The sequence below is a fragment of the Bdellovibrionales bacterium genome (assembly GCA_016716765.1).
GTDB lineage: Bacteria > Bdellovibrionota > Bdellovibrionia > Bdellovibrionales > UBA1609 > JADJVA01.
The window spans coordinates 156807-180945 of the sequence record JADJVA010000004.1 but is presented as its reverse complement, the minus strand read 5'-3'; the positions used below and the strand labels follow the sequence as shown (position 1 = coordinate 180945).

The 24139-nt window shown below is 45.5% G+C and carries 23 protein-coding genes; 14 read left to right on the top strand and 9 right to left on the bottom strand.

Annotation, left to right across the window (positions count from 1 at the left end; genetic code table 11):
- Positions 1-4 precede the first annotated feature (4 nt).
- Positions 5-2290: a DNA mismatch repair protein MutS gene (gene mutS / locus IPL83_02005; GenBank protein ID MBK9037927.1), complete on the bottom strand. Its 2286-nt coding sequence runs from the start codon at positions 2288-2290 to the stop codon at positions 5-7.
- Entirely contained in the window at positions 2176-2493 is a 318-nt protein-coding gene (locus IPL83_02000; GenBank protein MBK9037926.1) for a hypothetical protein, read from the bottom strand. The genes mutS and IPL83_02000 overlap by 115 nt, the downstream gene beginning before the upstream one ends.
- A gap of 236 nt (positions 2494-2729) precedes the next feature.
- On the opposite strand from IPL83_02000, the gene IPL83_01995 reads away from it, so the two are divergent.
- The 6 genes from IPL83_01995 (at position 2730) to IPL83_01970 (ending at position 10542) form a co-directional block, all read left to right on the top strand.
- The gene (locus tag IPL83_01995; GenBank protein MBK9037925.1) at positions 2730-3284 is read left to right on the top strand and encodes a hypothetical protein; all 555 of its coding nucleotides are present in this window, start codon (positions 2730-2732) and stop codon (positions 3282-3284) included.
- A gap of 149 nt (positions 3285-3433) precedes the next feature.
- Positions 3434-3883 (top strand): hypothetical protein, encoded by a 450-nt coding sequence (locus IPL83_01990; GenBank protein ID MBK9037924.1) that lies wholly within the window; start codon positions 3434-3436, stop codon positions 3881-3883.
- Positions 3884-4104: 221 nt separating this feature from the next.
- Positions 4105-7086, top strand: a complete 2982-nt coding sequence (locus IPL83_01985; protein ID MBK9037923.1) for a hypothetical protein — start codon at positions 4105-4107, stop codon at positions 7084-7086.
- Positions 7008-8096 carry a hypothetical protein gene (locus tag IPL83_01980; GenBank protein MBK9037922.1) on the top strand — a complete coding sequence of 363 codons (1089 nt, stop codon included), beginning with the start codon at positions 7008-7010 and terminating at the stop codon, positions 8094-8096. Before IPL83_01985 ends, IPL83_01980 begins: the two co-directional genes overlap by 79 nt.
- Before the next feature lie 118 nt (positions 8097-8214).
- Positions 8215-8877 (top strand): hypothetical protein, encoded by a 663-nt coding sequence (locus IPL83_01975; GenBank protein ID MBK9037921.1) that lies wholly within the window; start codon positions 8215-8217, stop codon positions 8875-8877.
- Positions 8878-8973: 96 nt separating this feature from the next.
- The gene (locus IPL83_01970) at positions 8974-10542 is read left to right on the top strand and encodes a hypothetical protein (protein MBK9037920.1); all 1569 of its coding nucleotides are present in this window, start codon (positions 8974-8976) and stop codon (positions 10540-10542) included.
- A 56-nt stretch (positions 10543-10598) separates the two neighbouring features.
- Here the strand turns inward: IPL83_01970 and IPL83_01965 are convergent, their stop codons facing one another.
- Complete coding sequence (locus IPL83_01965) at positions 10599-12500, bottom strand: hypothetical protein (protein MBK9037919.1); 1902 nt, start codon at positions 12498-12500, stop codon at positions 10599-10601.
- Positions 12501-12831: 331 nt separating this feature from the next.
- On the opposite strand from IPL83_01965, the gene IPL83_01960 reads away from it, so the two are divergent.
- The 3 genes from IPL83_01960 to IPL83_01950 all read left to right on the top strand — a co-directional run bounded on the left by IPL83_01960 (position 12832) and on the right by IPL83_01950 (position 16031).
- The gene (locus IPL83_01960; protein MBK9037918.1) at positions 12832-14697 is read left to right on the top strand and encodes an ATP-binding cassette domain-containing protein; all 1866 of its coding nucleotides are present in this window, start codon (positions 12832-12834) and stop codon (positions 14695-14697) included.
- Positions 14698-14737: 40 nt separating this feature from the next.
- On the top strand, positions 14738-15268 hold the full coding sequence (locus tag IPL83_01955) for an inorganic diphosphatase (GenBank protein MBK9037917.1): 531 nt from the start codon (positions 14738-14740) through the stop codon (positions 15266-15268).
- Positions 15269-15470: 202 nt separating this feature from the next.
- Positions 15471-16031, top strand: a complete 561-nt coding sequence (locus IPL83_01950; GenBank protein ID MBK9037916.1) for a hypothetical protein — start codon at positions 15471-15473, stop codon at positions 16029-16031.
- On the opposite strand, the gene IPL83_01945 is transcribed toward IPL83_01950, so the two are convergent.
- Both IPL83_01945 and IPL83_01940 read right to left on the bottom strand, forming a co-directional pair.
- Positions 16011-16844, bottom strand: a complete 834-nt coding sequence (locus IPL83_01945; protein ID MBK9037915.1) for an IS3 family transposase — start codon at positions 16842-16844, stop codon at positions 16011-16013. The two genes, IPL83_01950 and IPL83_01945, sit on opposite strands and share 21 nt — an antisense overlap.
- A gap of 67 nt (positions 16845-16911) precedes the next feature.
- Complete coding sequence (locus IPL83_01940) at positions 16912-17136, bottom strand: transposase (protein ID MBK9037914.1); 225 nt, start codon at positions 17134-17136, stop codon at positions 16912-16914.
- A gap of 127 nt (positions 17137-17263) precedes the next feature.
- Here IPL83_01940 and IPL83_01935 point away from each other — a divergent pair, with 127 nt between their 5' ends.
- Entirely contained in the window at positions 17264-18409 is a 1146-nt protein-coding gene (locus tag IPL83_01935; GenBank protein MBK9037913.1) for a hypothetical protein, read from the top strand.
- 23 nt (positions 18410-18432) lie between these two features.
- Here IPL83_01935 and IPL83_01930 read toward each other — a convergent pair whose 3' ends face one another.
- The 3 genes from IPL83_01930 to IPL83_01920 all read right to left on the bottom strand — a co-directional run bounded on the left by IPL83_01930 (position 18433) and on the right by IPL83_01920 (position 20687).
- Positions 18433-19812, bottom strand: a complete 1380-nt coding sequence (locus IPL83_01930; GenBank protein MBK9037912.1) for a hypothetical protein — start codon at positions 19810-19812, stop codon at positions 18433-18435.
- A gap of 107 nt (positions 19813-19919) precedes the next feature.
- The gene (locus IPL83_01925; protein MBK9037911.1) at positions 19920-20441 is read right to left on the bottom strand and encodes a hypothetical protein; all 522 of its coding nucleotides are present in this window, start codon (positions 20439-20441) and stop codon (positions 19920-19922) included.
- Positions 20442-20480: 39 nt separating this feature from the next.
- Complete coding sequence (locus IPL83_01920) at positions 20481-20687, bottom strand: hypothetical protein (GenBank protein MBK9037910.1); 207 nt, start codon at positions 20685-20687, stop codon at positions 20481-20483.
- Positions 20688-20859: 172 nt separating this feature from the next.
- Between IPL83_01920 and IPL83_01915 the strand changes: the two genes are divergently transcribed.
- The 4 genes from IPL83_01915 to IPL83_01900 all read left to right on the top strand — a co-directional run bounded on the left by IPL83_01915 (position 20860) and on the right by IPL83_01900 (position 23043).
- A complete protein-coding gene (locus tag IPL83_01915; GenBank protein MBK9037909.1) occupies positions 20860-21201 on the top strand; it encodes a hypothetical protein in 342 nt (113 codons plus the stop codon).
- 120 nt (positions 21202-21321) lie between these two features.
- Complete coding sequence (locus IPL83_01910; GenBank protein MBK9037908.1) at positions 21322-21627, top strand: hypothetical protein; 306 nt, start codon at positions 21322-21324, stop codon at positions 21625-21627.
- Between the two features lie 284 nt (positions 21628-21911).
- Positions 21912-22343, top strand: a complete 432-nt coding sequence (locus IPL83_01905) for a hypothetical protein (protein MBK9037907.1) — start codon at positions 21912-21914, stop codon at positions 22341-22343.
- Positions 22344-22536: 193 nt separating this feature from the next.
- Entirely contained in the window at positions 22537-23043 is a 507-nt protein-coding gene (locus IPL83_01900; protein MBK9037906.1) for a hypothetical protein, read from the top strand.
- Between the two features lie 142 nt (positions 23044-23185).
- Here the strand turns inward: IPL83_01900 and IPL83_01895 are convergent, their stop codons facing one another.
- Complete coding sequence (locus tag IPL83_01895; protein MBK9037905.1) at positions 23186-24067, bottom strand: hypothetical protein; 882 nt, start codon at positions 24065-24067, stop codon at positions 23186-23188.
- Between the last annotated feature and the right edge of the window lie 72 nt (positions 24068-24139).

Sequence of the window (24139 nt, the reverse complement as noted above, 5' to 3'; positions counted from 1 at the left end):
AAAATCAAAACAAGGCTTCCTGTTGACTCTCTCCAACCAAAGACGCCGAAGATTCCAAAGACACCGAGCTCGCTGGCGAATTGTAATCCAAAAAGGTCAATTGCCCCGGAGTCGACGACTTAAAGACTTCAATTCTCTTCAAAAGCCCTTGCGCCCTCTGAGTGACTTCCTTTGGCAGACCCGCCAATTTCGCCACTTGTATGCCATAAGACTTGTTCGCGGGTCCCGCGACCAAAGTGTGCAGAAACTGAATGTCACCAGATTTCTCCACGATCGACATATGGGCATTTTTCACTCGCCCAAGGCGAGACTCTAGCTGGGTCAGCTCATGGTAGTGGGTTGCAAACAAGGTGAGGGATTGTTTTCGTTCAACGAGAAACTCAAGAATAGCTTGAGCCAAACACATTCCATCATAGGTGGAAGTCCCTCGTCCCACCTCATCTAAAATGACAAGGGATCGCGGGCCGGCCTCATGCAACATCTCTGCGGTCTCCTGCATCTCAACCATAAAAGTCGAAAGGCCTTCCGATATATAGTCACTGGCTCCAATGCGCGTAAATATTCGATCAAAAATCGGCATTGAGGCCGACTCAGCAGGGACAAAACCTCCGACCTGAGCGAGAATTGCAGAAATGGCAACTTGCCTCATCAGAGTCGATTTGCCGGCCATATTGGGCCCGGTTAGCAACAAGCACTGTCCTTCATCCAAAGAAATATCATTTGGAACAAATCGCCGATTGACCTCTTGTTCTACAACTGGATGACGACTTGATTTCAAATGCAATTGTCCGTTTGCAAACACTTTTGGTCGGCAGTACTTGTATTCTAACGCGAGCCAGGCCAGCGAACTCACAATATCAAGCTCACTCCAAACTCTAGAGAGAACTAACAGATCGGCAGAGGCTCGCAATATGTGCTGGCGAAGTTGTGCAAATATATCGCGCTCCAACTCAAGGCGCTTTGTCCGCGCAGTTAAAACCTTTTTTTCGAGCTCGATCAGCTCGTCGGTTGTAAACCGCTCCGCATTAGCCAATGTTTGTTTCCGCAGATAATGACTGGGGACTTTCGTCTTATGGGCATTTGTGATCTCAATATAAAACCCAAAAACACCATTGTAGCGAACCTTTAACGAAGAAATATCGGTCGCGGCCTTCTCGCGCGCTTCTAACTCTGCCAGCAGTGTTTGGCTGTCCTCGCTCAACCGAATCCATTCGTCCAATTGGGGATCAAATCCCTGCCGAATAATTCCGCTGTCTTTAAAACTTGGGGGAGCGTCGTTTTCGAGTATTTGATCTATTTTTCGCGTGAGCTGCGAACAGGTCTGCCAAAGAGAGGGGTCCACATCCTGATCACAAAAAGATTGAATGGAAAGGCCGACTTCAAGGGAGTCTTTTAAAGACTCCACATCCCGAGGAGAGCAGCTAGGACTGGAAATCTTCCCAAGGCGTCGTTCAACATCGCCCATGGCGGCCAGTGTCCTGCGAAGCGCCTGTAAATCATCAAGACAGTTCGTCCACTTTTCTAAGCGATCCAGCCTCTGATTAATTTCTTTTTCATCAGCGAGAGGGAACTGCAGCCAACTCTTCAAGCACCTCCCACCAGCCGAGGTCTTCGTCCGATTGATCGCAAAAAACAAACTCCCCTTTGAGTCTCCCTTGTAGGTTGAAAATATCTCCAGGTGCCTGAGCACGGTGGGAGACATCACAAGCCTCTTTTCAAGGCGTCTCTCTACAAATTCTCCCAGAGTGGAACTGAGCTCCGCCCCCTGCATCGATAAGGCATAGCTCAAAACTCGCAAGGCGCTGACGGGCAAGACTCTATAGCTCTCTCTCAAGGATTCAGATAGCAATGACTCGTTCAGCTTGTGGCCAGACAAAATCATATTTGAACCTTGATTAAACGTGAAAGATCCATCATGTGAACTCGCAAACTGGCCATCCAACCACTCTGCACGCTGCCCTTCTCCCAGCACCAATTCTCTTGGGCAAAGTATTTTCATCAGTCGCCTCTGTTCATCAGCACTTGTTTCACGGTAAAAAAATGCCTCTCCTGTGGTCGTATCCAAGAAGCTGACATTCTCAGAATCGTAGGCACAAAGGTAATTGGCCGCAAGTTGATCCAAAGTATCAGGATCATAAACCATTCCAGGACTCAAACAGCGGGTCACAGCCCTCTTCACAAGGCCTTTTGCCTGCTTTGGGTCCTCAATCTGATCGCAAATAGCGATTTTTTGCCAGCTGCAAGCAATTTCATGATGGGGCCAGCGATGCTGTGATGAGGAACCCCACACATCGGCGTATCATCCGCCGATTTCTTGTTTCTTTGGGTGAGGGCAATATTCAGAATGGGAGCCGCAATGCGGGCATCCTCATGAAACATTTCAAAAAAATCTCCCATCCGAAAAAGTATCACTTTGTCTGGATGCTGATTCTTTACCTCCCAATATTGGGTCATCAGTGGAGTGAGGTTTTTTTCGCTTGCTGCTAATGTCATGGTTACCCCCAAAAACTCAATGGCTACCGAATGCACAAGAAGGGGTCAATGAAACAAATCTCCCTCTTCATAGTTAAGGAAAGGGATCGAATATGGCTGGATTGGGGCATGTCTTCCAGAGAATGGGAATTTGCAATTAGTTCATTGTCCCACAATTTGATCTTTCTCCTTTGGTCCAATTGTAGTACAGCCTTTTGTTATGCAGAGCGTTGTCACAAAGCTAAGGAGGTTTGAAAATGCGGAACAAGATCTCCCAAAAACAGAGAGGCTCAACAATTGTCTTAACGAGCTTGGTTCTCTTTAATTTGATCTCTGGCCAATTTTGCTATGGCGGATTTCACCCAGACCGCTCTATTGATGGCACCTCTTGGAGCGATTCAACCCATCACCTCATGAAACTGGAACAGCAAATTTCATTGGCGAGGGCCAATCTGACAATCCCAAAATTAGGCTGGGATGATCTCAACTACTTGAGTGCAATAGCCGAGACCAAAACTTCCGCACTATTTCAGACCAAACCACGGGGGTTTCCGGATGACGTCTCTTACCTCAAGGTCAAGGCCTCTATTTTTCTTCATATTTTAGAAATTTCTTTATTGAGCCAAGGCAACAGGAGCCAATGGCTTTTTGAAGAAGAAATTCCCTCCCTTCCCTCCGCCGCATTCGAACACCCTCAGATTATTCCCAGTCAGAAACAAATGGAGAGAAGTGGTTCGGTTTCATTAAGGTCATTGATGGGGACAAATTTATTTGGACTCCCGACTCTCGATTGGAAGCATTTCCATTACTAAAGAAATTGATCCACACTCTTACTATCGCCTACTATATCGAGCCAAGACTCAAGCTTTTTTCTCGCTCTTCGCTCCCCCTGTTCCAGCAAACGCAAGCGGGGCAAATTTTAATTTCCACTCTGGCAATGGAGGATCTATTTTTTAGAATTATGAAGTTTGATTTTCTCCGAAAGAGCCTTGAATCTGAGGTTTCGGGCGTCTCCAAGGAGACGGGATCAATTGATTTAGAAAGTGAAAGTATTCAAAAATTATTCAGCGGTCGGGTTCGTAATACTCAGAGTCGGGGGCCTTCCGAATATTTCCGATCCGTGCTGATGACCACTCAGCCCGCTTCGGCCTTTCTCCCAAAGAATTTCTTCCTTGAGATGGGAACATGGTTCTCTTCGTTATCCCAAGGTTCTTTGTACACCCAGCAAGGTGGTCTTGGTTTAGCTTCCCATAAACAGCAGGTCCTCGATGAATTGAAATCTGTTGACCGCTTCTCACTTGAAAGAATGAAAGCAAACGCATTGCTCTCAAATCACTTTTATCAATTCACTTTGATTCAAGATTTTATAGCACTCGGGTCGCGCGGCTCTTGCCTTAAGCTTGTTCGCTAAAATACTAAAAAACTTTTTGTAATAATAAGAATAACTTTTATTAATGACAAAAAGGAAAACTATTCACCCCTCCCAGCAATAACAATTACAAAAAATCTCAATTGTTGCGCAGCGAATATTTATGGGCTACTGAAAAGGCCAGCAAGATCAATATCTGGAAATTCCAGGGTGAATTCAACTCTCAATCGATTTTTATGTATTTGGACTAAGGAGGTTCGAGCATGGCACATTGTAGGCAGCAGACAGTTTTTAATTTACGCGGTCTTATCAGTCTTGTCATTTCAGGACAGTTGATCCTAGCACCGCTCGCTGCCTATTCTCAGGTTGCCACTCCAACAAGAAACTCCTCTGGCGCGGTCCGCCAGGCCTCAAGCTATCCCCTGGGCACTCAAACTAACACAGGCCTAACCGATGACTCCGGTGGCATAGACCGAAAACAACTGGCTCAGCATGTTCAGACGGCTTATTGGGGTGCACTCGATCAGGAAATGCCCTTGTTGACTGAATTTGCGCTTGGAGAACCAATTGTACCGAAAGGGAGTTTTTGGAGGCTCGATAATGACAACCCCCTCGTAGACAAAGATCCCTTCTTTATGCGAAGTCAAGAATGGACTTCTGTGACTCAGACCGAGAGTATTGAACCTATGCGGGCCTTTTTTGAAAAGGATGCCACGGGAGATCTTCATCTTGGTCTCGGCGGAGTATCTAAACAGCTTCACTTGAAGCAAAAATTCACTCCCCTTTTAGAGACACCTGAATACGTGCTCCTCTCTGCAGACTCGCTGGAATTATTCAAGAATAAAAATCCAAACGAAAAGAGCCCTGGCGAGGGAGTTTTCTTTATTACAAAAAAGGACTTCGCGTTCGCATCCCAAAATGAAACTTCAGTCCCCGTATTTTTCTTCGCACTACCAGGCGAGGGGTGGACAAATCTCAAGCACTCATTTGAATGGATCATGACTGACCAGATTGTTCTTTATGATCAGGCCAACGAGGGTCTGCCCATTGATAGATCTGATTTTACAGCTATGGAAGAGGTGGGGCGAAAAAATCTCATCCTCGCACAAACCTGGACGGTCCTTGAAGGACAAGGCATGGATCGCAGCACAGTTCTGCCCCGCCCCTATACCACGGCCGCCTTTGGTCTTTTTCTTTCGGGCCAATTGCCAGAAATCGGCAAGTACAAAGCCAATGCTCAGGCTCCTGCTTCTCGGAATGGCCAGCTGGTCGCAATCAATAAAAGCAGGGCGGAACGCCTCCTTGACACGATTTCAAATGCGCTTCTTCCAAAAGCAACAGCGAGCGAAGAGGATTCTGGAACAAAAGTAGGTCTCCTAAACAAAATGAGAGGTTTTTTCAAGCGTCTCGGAGGCACAGCAGAAAGGCAAACTGAAGCCAGTGCAGAGGCAGCACCAGCAGCCAGCAGTCCGCCTGCTGCTGGCAACGACGGCGGCCCTACTGCAAATGGTGGCGGTCACAACGGTAATGGAGAGGTGGAAGGCCCATCAAGCCGTAAGCTCTGGCTGACAAACGCAATTCTTTACGGTGGAACAGGTGCAGCAGCCGTGGCCCTTGCCCCCCAAATCGATTGGCAGGGCTTTCTGACTGTCGACTTGAGCGAGCGAGTCATGATTGTGACTGGCATGATGGCAAGTGTTGCTGCTGCAAGTCTGTACATGAAACTGACTGTGTACAAAAAGAAATTTAAACAAAAATATCCCTATGTCAAAGGCAAGGATTCTATATTTAAAAAAGAAGCGAATGCGGGCAAGGCCTTTTTAGACGTATTCTCACACGCTCAGTGGTTTTCTCTTTCCATGATTCCACAAGGTATTCGCCATACCTTGGAATATCTAAAGGACAGATTTCTCCACGACAACAAATTAGTCGGAAAAGCTTGGGATTTCACAATGGGCTTTCAGATGCGCCAAAACGAACAACTGGCGATGAATTATAAGACTTTTTGGCTTGGGGCAATTGTGTTTGGAATGACGGATGCCTTCCTCTTAGGCGTGGATCTCCTTATCTTTTATCCGTATTTACTTCAACACTTCGGAGCCGAGATTGCGGCTGGAGGAGCGACTGCAGCCTTCGTGTCTGCAGAGATTTTGCGCAACTTTTTGTCCTATTTGCAAGCTGGAGCCCATAGCTATTCAGCTGACGTAAAAATGATTAACCTGGAGTCCGTTGAAAAGCAGGTCAGAAGACAAATGACAGAAGGGGGCCTGAATCCAAACTCCCCTAAGCATCAGATCCTGCTAAGAGATCGAACCAATGAAGTCATGGAAACGCGATTTAAAAATGTTGGTTTACCTGATAAAAGTCAGTTCCTGTTTGACCCCCTCAGTTTTATGCGAAAGGTAATTTCAAAAATGGGATTTTCATTACCTCAAGCCCATGAGTATGAAGCATATGAAGGGGGCGGCGCACAAGCACGAGAGGAACTTGAGAAATTTGAGTACACCCTCCGGGATAGACATTGGGGCTTGGTACGGCCTGCGGTAAACAGGGCTCTTCGAATAGCCAAGAGATTAAATAAAGACAATCCGTCCGAAGTGGGAAACCAAACAGTCAGCGCTCTGACACTGGCGAGCCACAGTCTCAGTAAAATAAAAGCCCGAGCCTTAGCTCCAATTAAAACGGTGACATCCAGACAAGGATTTGTTGAATTCGTAACAACAATAGGGGAGGAAATCAGGCTTGCTCACTACGGATACGCAAGAATCCCACCCTTTAGGTATTTGGGTGCTGTCATTGCAGGAGCTTATCAGGCCCTGGCAATCAACAGTACGAGAAATGTTGTCACGGCAAGAAGCGTCGTCTACGCCATGAGCGCAACAAGCACCGAGGGAATCGAGCGTAATTTAGAACTTCTGCCCAAATCCTGGGTCGAAATGGCGGGATCTCGGGAAGCTGCTCTCGCGATGGCAAAATTAATTCACAGATCATTTTTCGCTACCTATGACCAGAAACCAGAAACGCTTGAATTTGATTCAGAGTTGGAGACACAGTTTGGGGCAAGAGCTGAGAAAGGCCTAGCAGCCCGCCCTGATCTTGTTGCAAAGATCCCTTTCTTTACCAGATCTACAAAGAGGAGGGAATTCATGAGCTCCATCAAGCAGCGGTGGCCGATGCAGAAATTCAGAACTACACGCCGCCAAAAAAATCGTTTTATGAAAAAATGCAATGGCAACGGGCTCTAAGAAAAACTGAGTCCGAAAAAGCTGCGCCGTCTGGCTCGCCTGGTGAATCAAGCTCAGATAAACTATGGGCTAGCTTGTCCGAGCGCTATCAAAATACCTTCGATATCAAGCTAGATCCTGAGGCCCAGAATGAGTGGGTCGAGGATGCCAAAGCAAGAGTTCCCCTCGCTCAATCGATGGGTGGGAGAGTGGGCTTACACATTGAAGATCCTGACAATTCCCCATTTGTTCAAGAAGTTATTCTTCAGGCAGTATTTCGAACAGAAAATGCTCTGGGGCTCCCAAATGAAGTTGCCTATACAAAAACCCTGACAAATGAAGAGCGGGTCATATACGAAGCACAGATTTTTACAGAACATTTTTTGGATATCTACGTTGAGCGTTCTGTACACAGTCACGACCACATGAGATCTGATTCTCCTGAATATCCTGGAAGATTGCAGTTTGTTCGTCGAGCCTTAGTGGGAAAACCTGGTGAAAAATTCTTCTCTGGAGTTGTTCGAGTTGCAGAGGCCTTTTTTCGTAATGAAGAGACTTCCTATAAGCCGGGGTTCTGGAAGATGGTTGAACGTTCTCTTCCGTTGATCCCGGACGCATTTCTCAATTCTTTCCGAATAGCCAGGGTACTACCCTATGCACTGCTCTTTGGATACCCCGTTTCCTATTATGTCTGGCAAATTCACTTGCCTTTTATCCTCTACGCCGTTTTAGTTGCTTCAGGTGGTGTGCACATGATGATCGTTGAGTTCAACAATCGGATCATGAAGAATTTCAATATTAAGCCCATGAATGACGTTGCTTCCAAACTCATTTATGCGTGGATACACAGTCGCGGGACAAACTTACCGGCTGGGGCAATCCAAGTAACTGCCGATCGAGCGGTAGAAGCCTACGATACTCATGTCGTTCAGCCCGCTCAGAGGGCAATTGACTCCGCAGTCATTCAGCCGGCGAGAGAAATAATTGGTAGATGTCGGGGGCTCTTGGGCGCATCTGCTGAAAAGCCCTAATTGATCTAATTGATGGCCGATCAACTCGATCGGCCACAGTAATGTATTATTTAAAGACGATTCCAAAAGTTACAGTTCTTAATTATTAAGTCCGTATTCCGATATTTAAAGAGTGAAATTGTCACTGTTAGGAATCATCATTTTTACGCTGCAGTTTGCAGAGATTCTAACTGATCCCTCAGTGGCTTGGTCATATTCTGAGACGGCCACATCGGAATTAACCCCTGGACGGCCAGTTCAACCCGCGACGAGATCTAATGCGACAGTTGACTGCCCACCTACTCTGCAAAATTGGATTGAGGATGACTTGACGGATAAAAATTCCTTCTTTTTTGAATACAAGAGCGAAGCAAAAGCATGTCAAGGTCCCGTTGAAAGCTTTCAAAAATATTTAGCAACAAAAGGAGGCACATCCAATTTTCGCGACACTTCCGACTTGAACTCATACCTGAGCAATCGATTTAAGGACAGAATCAATCCAATTTTTGAAACATACCTTTCAAAATGCTCAGGATTCAGCGATGGTCAAAAAAAAATGGCCCAGGTTCGACTCTACAATGCTGCAAGAAAATATGAAGCGGTCAATTCGCTGGTCCTCGATCAAATATCCTACATTGACTCAGTTTTACCAGTTTCAACACCTTTTCTTGACGGAATAGATTGTACCTCCGGCTCATGGCCAGCAATCAAACAAAAATGCGAAGAGATTAAGAAAGCGGCAGCAACTTGCGAACACGAAAGAATCAACCGTCTATCGGACTTAGTTAAAAAAACTCAGTAAAAGATACCTCAGATAGAAAAGCTGATTTCATTTTATCAGAAGTGTTTACAAGGAGATCCCAACTATGATGAACCTCGGCTTTCAGAACCCAAACCATTGCACAAACCTGGCCTGCCACGACCCAAATCATATTATAAAGGTGCAGATGAAAAAACAAAAGAAGCAAAAGAAAAATGCGAACCTCTTGCTTCGGCCATTGAGCTTCTAAAAAACGACATCCCATGGATTCGTGGAGAAGAGTTTCAGAAAATAGCTGTCAAAGTGAAACCCAGCCGTGGGCATGGCTCCTTTAATACTGGATATGATCTTTCGACAGAATCAATTACGAACGCAATTTCCAAACAACTTACAGCTAACCGTGGTGCCCTAGAAAACGGATATAACAGTAATCTGTCGGATTTCAATTGCCTCATTAGTCAAAAATCTTCAGATTCAAAATGCAAATTTGAAGAAATCAGAGGAAGGCTCAATGATCAACCAGACCTGATTGACATCGGTAGCACACAAAATACAATAAAAGATCGAGAGGCCAATTCATTTTTTGAAGCAGAGAAGTGCATTCTTGAACGTCATGAAGACCGCCACGAAACTCAGAGGCTCGTTGACAGGCTGGCCTTCGATGCCATCCTAACTATCGGGACCTTCGGAATTGGTGAAGCGATTGCCGCCATTAGATTGGGTGGCGCCGTAACCAACTACTCAATTCTAAGGCATCCCCTTCTATACTTGGGAGGAAGTATCCAATTCAGTACAATTGCTATGGCGGCAGAAGCAACTGGATCCGCTTGTTCTAATCAACATAGAAAAGTGATAGAACTAGTTAAAACAACTGACTTGGCAAAAGAAAATGTGTGCTCGACAAATCAATCTCCGTTAGAGCAAGCCAAAGAAGCCGCTAACAATTGTGCTATCGTAGCTCTCCTCAGTGCACCAGCCATAGTTGCTATGCCTGGCTTGGGCAGGGCACTTGGGGCATTCATAGCTCCGCTAAAAAATCTTAAGATCGCAGGATCTAACAATGGAGAAAATGGGGTGACGCTGGTTTTTTGGGATAGCCAGGGACACTTCGACCTCCTTGTAAATGGTAGATTGTATGGAACAAACCCAAAGATTCCCAGTGGACGAGCTCTATCTGAAAGGGAGTTTGAGATGATGGCAAAAATCATTCCGAACGCTTCCACCAAAAGATTCAAAATCAGCGTTTCGCCTGACGAACTGAAACAGATAGAGGCAAATGCAATGAGATTTTCAGCAGATTACAGGGAAATGTTAAAAATGAGCTCCAGTGAGCGCCTTAAGTATGGTTTCAAAGAATTTTGGAGTGGAAATGGCGTCTTATGTTCTGGTGTTGTGTGTGGGTTAGTTGGCGATGCGACCGGATATTATGTTCCTCGTGTGATTCGAGAAGTCCCCCACCTAGTCTCTGCCTACTTGAAGGCTCGAAAAATTATGGGTGATTCGCGAATACTCTCCATTGAGACGTCTGGAAAATTCAATCCATTGGCGTATCTAAAATCTAGGGATATGAAAGACAATGTGACTATGTTGACCTCAGCTACTGGCACCTATCTCATTATCAAATATCTCACGAAAAATGGCGAAGTGAAGGAGGCTGCAGTTGAGATAGAAATTCCAAACAATACCGACGGTCCCATTCCCAAGTAGAGGACGGGAGCTGAACCTAGGACCTTTTAATTAAAGACAAGTGTGCTGCGCTCTGCTTATTGAGCAAAAGCCAAATCACCTGCTGCTGAGCCGTCACGTCCCAAGAACATCCTGCAAAGAGAAGCCTTCTGTCCTGACAGGCCCGAAGCCTCCTCAACTGCTGGAGCAGCGATTGTGACCATCGTTGCACCACTCATACCATCATGAGTAGCGACTGGATTTAGCGATGCATCAGGTGCCGCAACAATAGCAGTTGGTAGTTGCTGAGCCACTTCCCTCTCCTCAGCTAACACTGCCGTCTCCACAGCAGTCGATACGGGACCGTTCACATTAAAACTCAATTTAAGACCAAACTCTTCCTGTGCTCTTTCGAACATTCGCTTTGTCTTTACGAACTCGACATGACTCCAAGTGAGTTCATGTATTCCCCACTTAAAGCCACCCACTTTCTTTAAAACCTCAGTCAAAGAAAGCTCACTTCCCGTATGAACCATCAAACGAAAGAAAATCTCTTCGGCAGACCTAACAAGTGCGTCACGAACCTTTGTTCGAACTTCGCTATTTCCCGCGTAGACACCCGGCACCAAAACCTTTGCGTCCAGCCCCGTCTCAAGATGTTGAAAATAAGGCAAATCTACATCCGAAATGACCAAAGGGGAAATTTGAATTTGAACTGCGTCCCAAAGTAAATATTGAATTGCGGCAAATGTCGTAATAAACCAGGGACTCCCGTCAAAATGAGTGTCTTCCGCATATCGCCCAAACAACACTCCTGGCAGGTGAAGGCCACTCACCGAATCAACCCCATGTTGATTCACATTATAACGATGCCTAAAGTCCTCTCTCAGCCTGTCAAAAGTTGCACGCATCAACGGATGACTGGGGGGATAAATAAAATCTTCTCTCACCTGAGGAATGTTCATCTCCCAGTATTTGTTCATTGCAATCGAAGTCATAATGACCTGCATATCCAGCTGCGACGTTTTATCTCTAACCGTGCTGCCATCCGGAATCATATCGTATTTGGCCGGAATGAACCCTGCGCCAACGCCTATAAAGCGCTCTTCGATTTTGTTAGCTAAATCAATCATTGCTGGTAACAAAATTGACGGATTGAGAGCCACTCGAGCATTCAAAGAAGGATCAAACATCTCTGCAGAAGCGTAGGCCGTGTGCAATCCTCGCAGCATCTCAACTGAAATTGAAAAGTGCGCCCGGGCCTTTTCCTCCTCCCATCGCTCGACCGCCGGATTATCATAATGCTCGACCATATAGTCGATGTTACGTTTCATCACCGTCAAAATTAGCCTCTGCAGCGGAATGTCGACAGTACGCAATTCTCTCATCAGCTGAAGAACTTCAGAAAGAGCGATGACTTGCAAAGGAGGTCCGTCATTTTGAGGATAACCCCATTCATTGGGATTTGGTTTACCATCGGGCATGACAAGAGCGTGACCTAAATCATATTTCCCATCCTTAAAATGAATGCTTTGGGCCTTTTCACAAAATTGCACGTAGGCCCTGGCTAGGGCCAATTTCCGTTCCGCGGGAAGATAATCCAATTCTCCTTTGGCCATAATTCTAAATACCAACCGCATCGTGATTGCAGCATCGCGAGTCCAGTTTTTTCGATAGTCTTGCCATTCCTTTCGCCTCTCATCCCATTCCTTACTTGGGGCTGCCAGAACTGCTCCTGGAAGCCCTCTCGAATCCACCGGACCGTCAAACAGAATTTGATTGGCGCCGATAATATTGTTTAAAATTTGATCCAGAGAGTAGGATAACTGCGCCGCCATATGACGACTCAATCGATCTGAATGCTTCGAAAGATCAACGCGCCCAGGAGACATGGGGGACTCTTCACCTGCTGAAGACACCAAAGATAAATTGAGGAAAATATATGCCACCATGAAGATAACACAAATAGAAAGCAGGCCTGGCCGACGCGATTTACCCATGGAAACCCCCAACTTTGCGTAAGGTTGAACTAATCCTATTGTACTGTGTAGATGATGGCCAACGAGAGCCACCACCGATCGGCTACAGTGGTACCAACCGGGAGGCCAAAATGGAACTATTTTTATTTCTTCTTAGTGATTTTAATGCGTAAAATCGCTCTACATAACATGTAAAATCGACGCGGCATTTAAATAATTTTACAACAACTCACTTTCTAAAGCCTCTTTTGACTGCCAAAGTCTCGATCAGCAACGAGTGATCAGCAAGAAAAACGCCTAACTCCAATTCCTCGCATGATTTTATTACAAAATTTGGTATGGTGGTCGATCTATGGCGGACGTTCTCTTACAGGTACACAATGGATCCAAAGCCTTTGGCTCTCGAACTCTTTTTGAAAGAGCCAGTTTCGCGGTCAATGAGGGCGAACATATCGGCGTGATCGGGCCTAACGGTGCTGGAAAAACCACTTTGTTTCGCTGTCTCACTCTCCAAGATCAATTAGACAGCGGCCAAATTATTCGCTCTCATTCCCTGCGCCTTGGCTATTTGGCACAAGAGGAATTCCTAGAGCCTGGGTTAACAGTTTCGCAGTATTGGGAAAACATCTGCCAAATGCCTCTCTGGGATCTCAAGAGACTCGGACAAAAGATGGGTCTCTCCGATAGCCATCTCTCCACTCCCCTTGCTGCACTCAGTGGTGGATATCGGATGAGATGCAAGCTCATTGGGCTTATCGGGCAACAGCCAAACTTGCTTCTACTTGATGAACCAACAAACTATTTGGATCTCGAATCTCTGCTTGTCTTGGAAGAATTTCTCCAAAGCTTTGGTGGGGCTTTTTTACTCATCTCACATGACAGAGAATTTTTGCGGCGCACAACAGATCACACTCTTGAGGTGGAGGCTGGAGATTTTACAAAGTTCAATGGACATATCGATGACTATTTTGAACAAAAAGCCCTTTTGCGAGAACAGCTTTCTAAGCAAGCCATGTCTCAGGACGCCAAACGTAAAACGATCCTTCAATTTGCCGCCAGATTCGGAGCCAAAGCAACTAAGGCCCGCCAAGTTCAGAGTCGCTTAAAGCGACTTGATAAAATGGATTCTATCGAACTCAAACCCATTTTGGTGGGAGCCAGTATTCCAATAGCCCCTCCCTTTAGAACGGGCAAGACTGTTCTCTCTGCAGAAGATCTATGTATCGGCTACGGAGACCGGACTATTTTATCTGGTATTGGACTCACCCTTGAACGGGCGGATCACGTTGGAATTGTCGGTGTCAACGGAGCTGGTAAGACAAGCTTATTGAAAGTCCTCGCCGGAGTTATGGCTCCCCTCCAAGGGACGCTAAAGTCAGGACATGGAGTCACGACAGGCTATTACGCCCAGCATGTCGCAGAGGAGCTCAATCTGACGGATACTGTTTATGAAGCTCTCATGCGAAAAGCTCATCCAGACATCATTCCTCAGCAAGCAAGAGATTTGGCAGGGGCACTTTTGTTTTCGGGAACAGACATCGAAAAGAAGGTCAAAATTTTATCTGGTGGCGAGAAGGCACGAGTCGCGCTCGGACAAATCCTCTTGAAGCGATCACCTTTGCTTATTCTTGATGAGCCCACCAACCATTTGGATTTCCATACCGTTGAGGCGCTCACTCAAGCCCTCCAAACCTATGAGGGAGCCGTCGTCATCGTCAGTCACGATCGAAGTTTTATCAAGCGTCTCGCGAAAAAGATTATCGAAATCAAAGATGGCAAAGCCCTACTCTACCCGGGAACCTACGACGAATATGTTTGGAGCCAGAGGCAAGGGATTCTATCCACGCCTTCTCATCAGTCAGAACCAGCGATGGGCAATACGACGCTTCACGCCATGGCCTCAGTAAACAATCTGCATTCAACCAACCCGAGCTCAGAAAACTCACTTGGTCACTCCTCCAAGCCTAAAGAGCTGAGAAAAAAAATTGAAAAAGAAATTTCTGCCTTCGAAAAGGAAATTTCTCTTCTTCAAAGAAAAATATCCTCAGACGAAAAGCGCTGCATTGAATTGACCGAAGCTTTACAGACATCGTCGGGATCAGAGGCCCAAGCTAAAATGAGAGAGCTAAGTGATTTAGGTAAACAAATGTCGAGTCTGGAGGAAAAATGGTTTTCTCTTATTGGGCAACTTGAGCAAGCAAAAGAAAATTTGAAATGAACTAATATCTGCTGAAAACAAGAAACAACAAGGTGGTCCCATGCATCCCTGGCACGACGTAGCAGTCGGAGAACAATCTCCCTTTTTTGTAAATGCTATCATAGAAATTCCGAAGGGCTCTAAGGTCAAATACGAGCTCGATAAAATGAGCGGTCTGATCAAAATGGACCGAATCCTTTTCAGCTCTGTCCATTACCCAGCTAACTATGGATTTATTCCTCAAAGCTATTGCGAAGACAATGATCCTCTGGACATTCTCGTTTTGGGACAGGAGGCAGCAGTCCCTCTTTGTATTATGCGAGCAAAGCCAATTGGCGTTATGAAAATGCTGGATCAGGGCGAGGCAGATGACAAAATCATCTCAGTTCACGCCGATGATCCTGAATATACCCAAATTAATTCTATTAATGACCTACCTCCGCACAGAATCAAAGAAATTCGACGATTTTTTGAGGATTACAAGGCACTGGAAAATAAAATCGTCAAGGTGGAAGAGTTCTTTGACTGCGCGGAAGCTCATCGAGTCATCGAAGCAGCATTGACTCTCTACAAGAACACCAGCTTTAAATAGATCGAGGCTGATCTCAACACAGCACCAACCCCCCTGATATGACAGTTCACCCAAGTTTCATTATGAGACGGGTGTCAGAGAGAAACTGACAGGTGTATGGATTTAAGGCAGTCGCTCAAGCCTAACTACCTGATTCCAAACAAACGCGGTCGACCCGAAAAATTGCACTTCCACCCATTGAACAATCAATCGAGGGGTTTTAATGGGAAAAATTAACAAATCTTATTTCAAAAAGATCTTAATCGCGATGAGTGCACTATTTCTGACTTTGGTCGGTAATCATTGCGGGAAGTTTAGTCCAACGGATTTGCGACTTTCTGCCGACGGATCTCGTGGATTTGTCACAGCAAGATTTTTTCAAGACGATCAAATCTACGAAAAGGATTTGGCTTTTAGAAATCTTAGTGGATATGCGCTTTTTGAAGATGATATTGTTTTGGGAAAAATTGACGAACTCAACTCTAAGCCTCTTAACTTTGTTCTCCCGTCGGCAAAAACAGGGGTTCTTGACTTTGAAGAATTCAACGGGGTTCAGTCATTTGCTTTTGCGATTCAGGGCGGACGACTTTGGACAAAAGGGATCGTGCCCTATGTGATTACTTCCGCTGTTTCTGGCGCCACTGGCAGTGTCGAATCTGCCATGCGAGCCATTACTGACAACACAGGGATCAAGTTCGTAAAAAGAACAAATGGAATTCCCCAGAAAAACTGGATAGTTTCTCAGGCGGCATTTAGTGTTGATTCATACTCCAAAGGACTTTGATAGCCAAGCGATGAATGCAATCTTTTTTATTGTACCAGGTTTCAATATACTCAAAACTAAGATTCTCAACTCTGCTTCGGTTTTGTAGTCATGACGGTAAAGACACTCAGACTTGAATGACTTGAACCAACTCTCAACAATCGAATTGTCGTAGCAGTTTCCCTTGCGACTCATGCTCGGAATCACATCCTTCTTCTTTAGCAAAGCCAAAAATAATTTGCTCGCGTACTGAATCCCGCGGTCCGAGTGAAAGACGATCTTCGCTCTATTTCCGCAATTAGCCAATGCCATCTGCAGAGCATTCAAGACCCCGGTGGTTTCTAAACTGTCAGTGACCGACCAGCCCACAACTTTTCGGGTACAAACATCGAGAACTATGGCCAGATAGAAAAAGCCAGATCCAAATCTCAGATAAGTGATATCTCCGGCAAAGACCTGATTAGAGTCTTTGGGCAGATCATCCTCGATCCTGAAAACTCGTGGAGCAATTGGGCCCTCGTGGTTCGAATTAGTCGTTCTCACTCGATATTTTTTCTTTAATCGGGCATCCAATCCCATCTCCCTCATATACTTCGCAACAGTATTTTCACTTACAGAAAATCCCTTGCTCCTCAGCTCATGAAAGATCCTTGGTGAGCCATAGGTACTTTTGCTAGCTTTGAAAATCTCCTCAATTTCCTTGCAGATTTCCCTTTTTTTCGTCAAGAATTTGAACTGACTATTCGCTTTCCATTGGTAATACCCACTGGTACTCACCCCAAAATGTCTGCACAGGCGGTTGATAGGAACTTCATTTGAAAGGTCCAAAATCATTTGGAATTTCTCATTTGATCCTTTGATATGATCCCTAGGCTTTTTTTTAGAACATCGCTGACTTTGTTCAAATACTCATTTTCCTTTCTGAGTTCTCGAACCTCAAGCTCCAGTTCTTCATAGGTTTCGCGCCGCTCGCAGGGCGCTCTGATTGCGCTTCGATTTTCCATCGACGAATATTTGCCGGATTTATACCTAGATCTTGTGAGGCCTTTGTTGTTCCCATTTTCTCTGCTAAATCAATGGCTTCGGCCTTATACTCTTCTGAAAAAACCCTTCTCTTTGAACTCATTGTTATCTCCCATCGGTTTGTTTAAACCGCTCGAAGAAAACTGTCCACTATTTTTGGGGAACTCTAAAATGAGGCTGACTACCTAGAGTTTGTAAAGTCCGATCAGGCCAATACTTGCGGCTCTTACGTGGGTCGACAGGGCGGTGCTCAACCCGTGTTTGTGCAATCCGGTGGGTGCGGTTTGGCCGCTGATGTTCACGAAATACTTCATGCTTTGGGTTTTTGGCATGAACAATCACGAACAGACCGTGACACTTTCGTCGAAATTTTATACGAAAACATTGTAGAAGAATATAAAGATCAGTTCGACATTCTACCCGGTGTTATTCTTGGCGCCTACGATTTCAATTCGATTATGCACTATGGGGTAAAATTTTTCTCCAAGAACGGAAAAGATACCATCCGAAGTCGCAAGGGCGAAAAGATTAAACAGATCGTCCCAATGAGCGGACTCGATGCCTCTGGAGTTCAAGAACTCTATCGGTCTGAGTTGAGCAGCGGTGGAAACGAATGCGATCCTGCGACGAAAGGTGGCAGTTGCAATATAGCCAACGGCGTAGGACAAATGGAAGGTCAAACTTGCAATACAACAAATCAACAGTGGACGGGTGGGGTCTGCCGAGTGAAATCATGCAACAGTGGATTTCAACCCGATACTGCCAGAGCTGCCTGCGTTACCTCTGGAAGCAATAACGAAGCGCCTCGTGGAATCGTTGATGGTTTTATTGGAGATGGAATCTTGGCTGGATGGGCCTATGATCCCAACGATGCCAATGTCAGCATCGCCATACAATACTACATCGATGGTGCACTTGCTGGAGACAATATCGCCAACAAAGTGCGCACCGACGTCAACGACATCGTAAAAATTCCAGGCAACCATGGCTTTGAATTTAGAATCCCTAATAGCTATCGAAATGGTCAGGCACACACGATCAAAGCCTTCGGAATCGATCTTCAAGGGCAAACCAATCCTGAACTCGGTTCAAAAACCTTCACTTTGGGCACAAAGCTAAAGCCCGTTAGCGCCTCATTCAGCACTTCGGGCGGTCGTTTCAAAATCACCGTTCTCAATGCCGGTCCACGGGGAGAGACAAAAGTTGATGGCACGTTCGATTGGACTAGATTCTTACCTGAAAAATGGAGCACCGACGGCAATCACTACTACCTGGATCAACCTCTGAGTAATTATCCTTCAGGAGCCACTTATGTAATTCGTTTTAGAAATCCCGATGTTTCTGGGGAAGCTGCTATTACGGTAAGGATTCCTTAATTTGGATAGCATTATCTGTCTATTTATTCATTTTCATTCGAAAGAAACTCCTGGCACCCGTCCAGGAGTTTTCTCAAATACACCTTTTCAATTTTCTCAACACCTGAATCCTTTTTGCTGACGATCCATGTCTTGATTTCGGCAGTGGGCCATTCAACTATAAGATAGAATCTTTTTGTGAGCTGATTTCTTCCTCCAAAATCCAATTTTCCGACATACACCATGCTCTCATGCTCAACAAAACCCAGATTCCTTTGTCTCTTTTTCAAACGCTCTTCATTATAGTAGGTTTTATAAGTATCGTAAAACTCTCCTGCCGAGGTCAGCGGCCCAAAATCGATATTTTGAATACCTCCACCGGCGAGTCCTATCCCTGCTTTCAACTCTATCCCGCCATTTCGATCGCTGGTGATATCTTGTAGATGTAAGACCAAACGAATCTGATCTCTTCCAGAGTTAACAAGGTATTTTCCAACAAGACGGGCTAAAACACTATCCGCAAAACCGGCTGCCTGTCGTTTCTCGGCTTGGCCCTCTTCCGGTGATGTCTGAATTTTATCAAACTGCCTTGAAGTTCTTGATGACTCAAGCGTCCCGCCTTCAAATTTCTCATTACCCATTCCTGATCGACTCACCACCCAGAGATTGATTCCAGATGAATCGTAATCCACGAACAGATAAAACTCCTTTGTGATCCGATTCTTTCCTCCTAAATAATAGCTGGCCACCGCCACACTTTCCTGAGAAATCTGAAGGCTTTGTTTTCGACGCCCTCTCTTATTCCTGTTATAATCACGAAGGGCTCGGTCCAAGACCTCTCTAAAGTGATGTCCCTCACTTCCCCATCCTGCCAAGGACTTTAGAACGATTGGAAAAGCTCTTCGCCCAACTTGTCTCAAACTGCTCGCGATCTCCATTTCACCATTTTTATCCTTCTCAACTCGCCTGATCGCCAGCTCCCAGCGCATGCGGGCTGGATCATGACTGTAAAGTATGCTCCCTTCGCGAGCCGACAAGGTTTGAAATGTAAAGGCCTTGACTTCAAATCTGCTGATCAATCTCTCAGTAGTCGGCTTGCCTAATGTATTTGAAGAAGGCTTCGAAGGAGAGCTCGCAAAGCAGATCTGAGTGGCTGTAAAAAAAACAGAAGGCCACAAAAATACATTCCAAAAATATGACCCAAACAAGCACATTGTTCTTCCCTCAAAATTCACGCAAAGCATTCTATTGGGCGACAGACTGCACTTTCTGGGCCAACGGCAGCCTAACAATGACAAGCTAACAAGCATCCTTTGAAAATTGAGACTCAATCCAGTGCAAAGGACCTTCAAACGCACTGACAAGATAACGAGCTCTTTGATCATAATAAGAATCTGAAGTTGCTCCAGCTTCCAAACACTCAATGAGCAACCTCTTAATGAATCCGCTCTTTGCTCTTTGCGATCATATTGGCCATCTGTTTTAGCCTTGCTGTATCAGTACAAGATACAATCAAAAGGGACGTACCCAATCAGAAATAATAACGCAATCCAATCGAAATATCAGGCTCGCCCTTAGTGATCTGTGTGAGGTATTGGGTGTAGGAAAGCTGCCCCACCAATTCCAGGGCAAGAAAATCAAATGACTTTGTCAACCCCCCAACCAATCGAGGACCGGCCAGGTATTCCTCCTCCAGGTCGGGATCGTTTTCTGTCCTAAAACCGACTCCGCCGCCCCAAAACCAACCAAAATCAACGCTCATAACTTCAAGAGAGCTGGGGTGGACCCATAGGTAATCAGCCCATGTGCGAATATTTTGTACGCCCTTCATTTCCATAGCTACGGCTGCTTCTATTGTGTTAGTCGAAGACCAAGCATAGGAAGCCGAGATGCCAAGGCTTGGACCCAAAGTAGCCCCAAATCCTATGTCCCCCTTTTCTTTAGAATACTGGTAGCGACTCTCATAATCGGCGAACGCCGACAATGTCCATACAGCTAGAATAAAAGTACAGACCGCCTCAACTATCTTTGTTTTTTTTGTCATTGAGTGCATTTAAAGCTCCTTCTATATTTTTCAACAATCCGACACAATCTAGAGCAAGAGCCATTCCGATACCTGACGGACCTCTACTGCAAAGGGATTGGCGCCTATGAAAGTCGCTCCTATATTTTTTGCCAAAGGCGTGCCCATTATCGCCAAGGCCATGGCATTGGGTCTTTCTTGAATCTGGGTCTTTTCTAAAATTAGGCTTTTTTTTAATTTTCTAAAATCTTGGATTTTCTGCCAAATCTGATCCAAATATCTTTCCTTTTTTCAATAAATAATCAAAGCACACCTTTTCGATATATTTTCTAATCTCTTTTTGTTAGGAGCACCAGTTCCGTCCCATTATATCACTCATAGCCGAACCCCAAGGACTCTCATTCCCACTGCGAATTCGGGTCGAAAAACATGAATTGGTGGCACACTTATGGTAATTGCGGAAATCGATATAAAGATAGCTTTTGGTCGCCTCGTCCTCTTGTTTGCTTCTCTTACTGGAGCTCAAAGTTCAATCGCCAATGCTGCCTGCACATCCGCGCTCCAAAACCCCAATGGAATTTCCCGTCAGACCTCTATTGGTTCTCCTTACGACTCAGAAGAGTTCTCACCTCCGGCCCTCTTCAGACAGCAAAAATTTAGACCCCCGATGGGTCTAAATGAAGACCAAATGAAGATGCTTTTGAAAGGACTCAAAAGCAGTCCACATTTGCAGGCATTTGATGTCTTTGTCATCTATGGAAGCCGAGTTCATTTTGACTTCGGTTCATAGCCTTCCACTATCAGCGATCTTGATATCGCACCTATCCCTAGAGAGCCTTCTACTATTTCGGCAGAAATATACAGAGAAGCGAGGAAGACCGCGAGCGTACTCTCAGAGGATCTTAAGGTCATGATCACGTTCGATTTACGCACCAATCAGAGTTTTTCTGCTCTCATTCAGAATCCTGATTTTTTTAACCCCTCCACCGTCGAAGAGTATGTCCGTGCTTGGGAGGAGTTTCAAGACAGCCCAGGGGCCAAGCTAAATCATGCCCTGATGATTAAAAAAGCCTGGCAAGCCTTTTTGCAGGAAAGGGGCCTTGGCACCTGGTTCACAAAAAACTCAATTGTGATTTTTCGAGACAACGAAGCTGCCGAAGCATGGGCACCTGTGCTGAAGTCCAAGGGATTTCACAATTGGACCCCGCTCCCCTGAAGAACTTGGTGTCAATTGGAATCAAGCCAAATAGGCCATCCAATTTATCAAAGGGTACGAAGGGTGAGCTCCGAGCGAGTCGAGCGTATGCCCCCTTATTTACCAGAAAGTTGATACACCATTTGTCTCCCCTCATAAATTAATTACATATTACAGTTAGTCTTGCCCATATTTGAGATTTCCTCCTATGTTCTGCCTAGGCTAATAAGTGGATTTATCAAAATTGAACTAACAACCAGAAGCCTAAAGTCAAAAGCGACCTAAGGCTCGCTAGGGGAGGAATAATGAAAAAGGTTTTTTTTATTTTAGCTAGTCTCGTTCTCAGTTCTGCTGCATTCGCTGATGTCGAAGTGGAACTACTCACCTGCTCAAGAGCTGATGTCCTGGGCGCACCGACGTATATTGTTAAACAGGTTGCGGGAGCACCTCATATTCCTAGTAGCTCCTATTGGACCGTCACAGAAAAGCCACTCAACCCCAGGGCTGAACCCAATGTTGAATTTATCCCTGGTGACGGTCGAGTGGTTTATATCGGGGACCTAACTAATCAAGCTTTTATTCTTTCGGCTGACCTCGGCAAATCCGGCTACGCCCACCTTTATTTCGACCCGGAAACAAAAAAGTCTCTCATTGATATCTCCACAATGCATATTTCAACAAATGGCCCCCAGACGGAATATTCTTGCACAACAGCAGGTCACTACCAAGTTCAGTAACCGACAAAGCAACTACGATAAGGCGCTATAAAACTCTGAGATGTCATTTAGATATCTCGGATTTTTTTATTTTGGAGCCTTTTTGCCAAGATTTTCTGGCATGACCTTTGTAATATTCTAGTTCGTATCCATCAAAAGTGTCATTTCGACTCCGATGGAAACGGGGATTCAATAATACAAGGGGGATAAACTTATGAAAAACATGAAAAGCTCGCTTCTTTTTGCACTATCGACAATTTTGCTCTTTTTCATTCATACTCAAAAGAGCGAAGCCCGTGGGGCCGGTGATTTTTTTGATATCATTGACGTCATCCGTGATCACCGAGATGGGCATAGACCACCTCCGCCCGCCAGGCCCTTTCCAGGTCGTCCTGGTCGCCCTTCCGATGGCATGGAATGTCGCGCGGTAGATCGGGGACATGAGGAACACTCCAATGGCCATGACTCTTGCTGGTCTTGCCTTCGAGAACACGGGGACTGTGTTGAAAGATGTGAAAGCACCTCTTACAGATGCGTAGCTCAAGGACATGATGGACGTGGTCATTTCTACAAAAGCGATCCTGGATATGGATCCTCCGAAAGAGAAGCTTCCCGAGATGCCATCTTCCAATGCAGAGACGAACGCCTTTTGGGCTGTCGAGTCGTTGAATGCCATCGGGGCCGTAGCGAAGTCTTTACTCGGTCCTGCGGTCGCCGCTGATACACGGTCTTCTTCTTGGAGACAATGATACTCTGTGCAGGCATCCGTGAGAAATAATCAATCACCACTGGGCCGGCCCTTCTTGGGTCGGCCTCTCTGCTTAGATAGCACAAAAAAATCAATTCTAATTCACTGATACTTTTCACTCACTCCGATCAAGCTGCTTCTTCAGTTTCTTTAAAAATACCGGGTCTTCCAAAAGTGCTCTCTGAATTTCGTCAAAACTCATAGAACCGGTGGCCTTTTGCCCAACTAAATGAGCTTGCGTCAAAACATCGATGCTGTGGACAATTCGAGTAGAGCCTTCCCAGACTTCAATAAAATCCTGCGAGTAACCCACTCTGATCTCGCGGGCAAAAGGCAAAAGAGCTTCCGCAGCAGCACAATTTTTCTCTCCATAAATGACCATATCCGTAAAGACATTTGATAGATCTTGGCCTCCCGCCATGCCGCCCAGGTGCAGAGTTAAAGTGCAGACCTTTGAGAAGAATCCCCAACGCTCGACCTCAACCAAAATACCATTTCGAGAACCATCGGGACTGTATCTTCCAAAACGCCCTTCCGTCTTTGGCACATCGATTTTCTCAAAAGGCGGAACAGAGCCGATGGGTTCAACATCCTTAATCTCAGTGATCAGCGAATGAGTATCGTTCCAAACAGGATTTAAGGGATGAGGATATTCATAAACAAAAACGTAGGTTTTGTTGAGATCAAGGGAGCGAAATTTCTCTAGCACAGCTGGAGACTTGGTTGAAACCGAAGAGTTCAATCCGACATACTTATCGTGCCCCTCTATAGCCCCGTAGCTAACCTCAAGTTCCATTGTTCCAAGACCAGCAAACATTCCCTTGTCCTCAGAGGATTTGAGAGGTCGAGCAAGAAAATGTCCGTTTGACCAATAGGTACCATGAGATTCAATTTTCCCCTCGGCCCGGCCATCGCGTGCCCCCCCAAGAACGAACACGAAAAGACAGAGATACAATATTTTCTTAAGAACCTTTAATTTCCTATTCTGCGTATTCACAAAAATGCCTCCCCTAACGATTTGTTTAGTTGTTCATTTTTTTGCTCAATTCCTTCATCATCACGATCCCGA